General features: G+C 40.7%; 2 protein-coding genes. One reads left to right on the top strand and one right to left on the bottom strand.

Going from position 1 to position 4,787, the window contains the following annotated elements; all coding sequences use genetic code 11:
• Positions 1 to 2,559, top strand: a 2,559-nt coding sequence (locus PF479_RS02935; RefSeq protein WP_298002068.1) for an efflux RND transporter permease subunit, incomplete at its 5' end; no start/stop codon positions are given.
• A 567-nt stretch (positions 2,560 to 3,126) separates the two neighbouring features.
• Here the strand turns inward: PF479_RS02935 and PF479_RS02930 are convergent.
• Entirely contained in the window at positions 3,127 to 4,218 is a 1,092-nt protein-coding gene (locus PF479_RS02930; protein WP_298002066.1) for a DUF4325 domain-containing protein, read from the bottom strand.
• Positions 4,219 to 4,787: the final 569 nt, after the last annotated feature.

The following is a 4,787-nucleotide window of genomic DNA, read 5'->3' as shown; positions in this document are numbered from 1 at the left end:
GAAGATGAAAAGGCGGTTCTCACACTTTTCCTGGATGATAATGCGGATCTCGGTCAAAGCTACCTGGAGCTTCGAGACATCCTGGACAGAATGGATTTCCCCGAGGGGACCCAGAAGCCTCAGATCAGTAAAAACGACAGCAATGCCCTGCCTGTGTTTATCCTCCAGTTGGAGGATGGATGGACCGAAATTGAGGTCAAATCACTCCTGAAACAGGTGAAAGGGGTGGGACAGATTGAAATCAGCGGGATTCCCAAACAGGATGTGATTATTCATACCCGGCAGGATGACCTTCACTCTTTACAGCTTTCCAACTCCGGAATGGCCCGGATTTTCGGCAGCACCAATGTCCTGGGCAGTATTCCTGTCCAGGGTCAGACCTCTCTTATTCTGGATCTTCGTTATGCAGCAGTAAATGATTTCAACAATCAGCAACTGGCAGAGGGTTTGACTGTGGAAAATGTCTTCAAAGCTTCCCTGATTAACACAGAACAGAAGAGCCTTTCAAGGGTCAATGGAGAAGAGAAAGTCCTCATCTGGATCAAAGAATCGGGGGATGCCAATACAATCTCTCTCTGCCGGGATCTGCGCCGCATCCGATCCCGTCTTGGTGAAACACGCATCCTCTATGACAAAGGGATGCTGACCGAAGAGGCTTTGAAAGAAATTCTGTATATCCTCCTGTTTTCTCTCATTTCTGTAACGGTGATCACCCTTTTGGTTCTCACCAGTCTTAAAACAAGCCTTCTTCTCTGCCTGAATATTCCTTTCTCCCTCTGTGGAACTCTGGCGTTGTTCCGCATTCTGGGATGGGAGGTGGATATCCTGGTGCTGGCAGGGTTGGCTCTTTCGACAGGCATGATCATTGACAGCGGGGTACTCTATCTGGAAACAGGGGCAAAGGCTGCGGCACGGCCTGTGTTTTTTTCTCTTTTCTCCACCCTCCTTGTATTCTCATCCTTCCTGTTTGCACCCTATGAGGTGAAAGTACAGAATTTCGGCCTCATACGGTCCCTCTGTTTCAGCCTGTCCCTGTCTGTTTTTTTCATCATGGTCATAATGAACGGGATTCTGCAGCACCCGGGTCCTCGTAAGGACCGGAAGGGATTAAAGTTTCTGGATAAGGTATTTTCCCATCTCCTCAAGATCCGGCGCACCACAGCGGCCAGTCTTTTAATACTGCTGATTCTCTGTCTTTATCTACTCCAGGATTATGCGGTGACACAGGATTTCAGACTTCCCGATCCATCTCTCCGATTCAGCATAGAATATCCTGCTGGCAGAAGCCGGAAAAAAATCATTCAGGAACTCGGCTTTTTCGAAAATGAAATGGCCAGATGGAAGGAAGCCGATTTTTATACCAGTGACTACAGGGATGAAAAGGCCAGTTTTCAAATCCGCCTGGGGGATGAGAAAGATAGAGCTCAATTACGGGAGAGAGCGAGTCAGTCTCTGACAGGGACAGGGGGGTATCTATATTACCAGGATTCAAACAGAGAGACAGAGTCAACTATCAGGCTGAGCGGCCAGGACAGGGCGACTCTATACGAATACACCGGAATACTGACAAATGCTCTTCAACGCATCACAGGGAGCACTGTAGTACAGCATTACAAGAAGCAGCCCGACCAGTTGCTGCTCATTCCCCAGAATGAGAAGCTGGAAGCAGGCAGCTTAAGTCCCGGGAAAATGGTCTCTGCCCTTGAAGCTCAATTGAACCGGCCAGTCCTGGGAAAATGGTTCCCTCCGGAGCTGTCCCGGATGCCCCAGAGTGTCTACGATATTCGGATTTTTGATCCGGCTTTTTTGGTTCCGGGACTGGAGGAATTAAAAGACTTCAGGACCAGCTCTGATAGGTCAGAAACCCTTGAAACCCTCGCCGTGTTTGCGGATAAGAAAGATTATGGGGCCATCACTCATGAGGATGCCCTCAGAAGTCTGAGTTTTTCCATCCTGGACTCGGGGCAGACCCGGAGAAACCAGACAGGAAATCTCTTGGGAAGTATCAAAAAGGTTCTGATACAACACCCTTTGCCCAAAGGAGTAAGAATCAAATATGGAGAAAATGAAAAAGAGCAAAGCGATTACGGAAGGGGACTGATAAAATCACTTATCATTTCCCTGACTCTGATATTTCTGCTGCTGCTTTTTCTTTATGAATCTCTCTTTATTCCCATGTATCTGTTTTTACAGATTCTTTTCTGCCACCTCTTCAGCCTTGCCATACTGAAGGTGGCGGGGTTTCCCCTCTCATCTCCCGTATTCTTCGCTCTGGTTCTGAATACGGGACTCCTGATCAATAACGGTTTGGTGATTTTTGGAGACTATTCCAAGGGCAAACCTTCCTATTCTGAGGTTATTCATTCTGTTAAAAACTGTGGTGTATCTCTATTTACCGCTGCGGTGACAACCCTGGGAGGACTCATACCACTACTGTTCAGATCATCCGGTTCGGGAGGAATGCTGCCGGCCCTCTCCCTGACGGTCAGTTCAGGTATCCTATTCTCACTGTTTCTGCAGCTGATCACAATTCCCATGGTTTTTCATAAATCCGGTTGAAAATTAAAAATGCTGATTTATTCAATTAAAACAAATCAATGATTCGAAGCCTGAACTAGGAAGACTGTACTCAAATGAGTAATGACAGGGGAAACTAAATTATCTCAACTCCACTTTATCTCACCTCAGAAATGTTAAACTTTATTACCGGACAGGATCTGGTAATTGATGGTGGGATAACAATTGTTTGTTTATTGATCTTTTTTACATAGTTTACAACCCTGTAACATTCTTTTACAGAGCATTTACATACAGTTAACCGCCCGTTCTAAGTATTTCCTTATAGTTGGCTTCATAAAGAATAATTAAAAACACTTATTCAGGAGCAGAAGATGATACAGAATCGAAAAATTATTTTATTCAGCCTAATATTCAGTCTGGTTGCATTTATTTCTACAGCCAAAGGATCACAGGATACCGTTGCACCAGGCGGTAGATCACCTCAGGGGAATCCACAGTCAGGAGGACAGAATATGCCCCGTCCTTCAGACTCAGAGATAACTATATTTAATTCACAATTTAATGTCTGATCCGGATGTAATAAGAAGAATAAATGTTGAGAGTATTTTAATTAGCAAGATCAAATCCCACATGCCTAATCATTTTTCTCACATTCTCAGAAACATTTTTTGCCGAGATTTCTGAATCGGGATGATTTTGTTGAAAAACCCTGAATACTTCATCAGCAAAAGCTTGTCCAATTTCATCAACACCATCAAAATCTAAAACAATTTTTGAAAACTTATCTAATCGAGCCATGAGTCTTTTCCCTTGAGATCTAGAAACAAGCATCTCATCTCCCCTTTTCAGAGATGAAACAGTTAAAAGTGTTTTTTTTAGTCCATTGGGTGTATCTGGATCAGCAAATTCATTAAAAACATCAGACAAAGTATATTCTTCATCTTTATACAGTATCATTGCGACAGCCGTCCCAGTTATCTTATAATTAATCTCTCTAGCTGTCTCAAAAGTAGTAGTAAGTGTATCATGTTTGTTATGCCCAGATAGAAACGACAGGCCTTTAGATGAGATTTTGAAAATCGAAAATACTTTTGAAGTGAAAAAAATACCTTCCCCGGAATGTTTGCTTGGATCAGAAGTAAATTTACCTTTTCCTAATTCAAATACAGCCTCTTCGGCAGAATTAAGCCCTAGATCTACTTTGATTTTATTAAAGATTCCAACTCCATCATCACCAACTCCAAGAGCCGTCAACTCTTTTCTTTTATCCACCACCAGAAGTAAAGATTTACTTCCAGAATGGTCAAGAGCATTGTTAACCATCTCTGTAAAACCATATTGAAGAATCCTTCTCTGACTAAGAGGTAAATCACTTACTTTCTCAGAAATTAAAGAATGCCAAACCTCATCTTCAGAAACGTCAGGCTTGATTTCAATTTTTTTAACGAATATCTCTCTTAGAAGGCTATAAACTGTTCCTCGCCCTTTACCTTCTTTTTGAAGAGAACCTTCATCTACTAACTCATTTATATAGCGCATTACAGTAGGACGAGAAATCCCCAATACATCAACAATATGGCCCACCAAATCTGTTGGATGCTCTTTAACTGAATCAGTGATAGTCTTTTTTATAAAAGCAATTCTCTCTTTTGATAATTTCATCAATTCAAAATTACTAGAAAGATAAGGTGTTGTCAATTGCCTATTCTATAAACATAATTTATTTTTATGGTAAACATAAATCCAATTTCGAGAATAATAAATGCCTGTAACAACTGTATTGAAACATTCCTGTGACCGGCATTATTAATTGTCATGTATGGATATATATTGCTTAAAATCTATGAGAATCATACTTTCAGGCTTGATTCCGCTATTCAAAAGACAATATTCATTCATTAAACTATCAACCTTTTGTATACCATAATAATTTCTCATCATTGAATTATCTCCAATTTCAGACACCTTATATATATAATAATCTGCTCTAAATCTGGATAAAAAACAGAATATTTGTCAATTTTCACGAAATTGACAGTTAATCTGCAGAGTTCTTTGCATATAACGTGAAAATTTTAAAAAATATGTAATATTTTTCTTTCAAAAAATACTTCAGTGAGTAAAATATCACTCATTAAGTATGTATTTGTTTACTTTTTCTCAAATGCACTATATATCTACCAATTGTTTGATATATAATAAATATCTGATTGCTTATTATTAAAAAAGGGAGTGATTAGTAGAATGAGTTCAAGAAGAGGAGTTAT

Origin of the sequence: Oceanispirochaeta sp., assembly GCF_027859075.1 — a bacterium.
Classification (GTDB): Bacteria; Spirochaetota; Spirochaetia; order DSM-2461; family DSM-2461; genus Oceanispirochaeta.
Note: the sequence above shows the minus strand (reverse complement) of the source record. Positions and strands in the feature narration are given on the sequence as shown.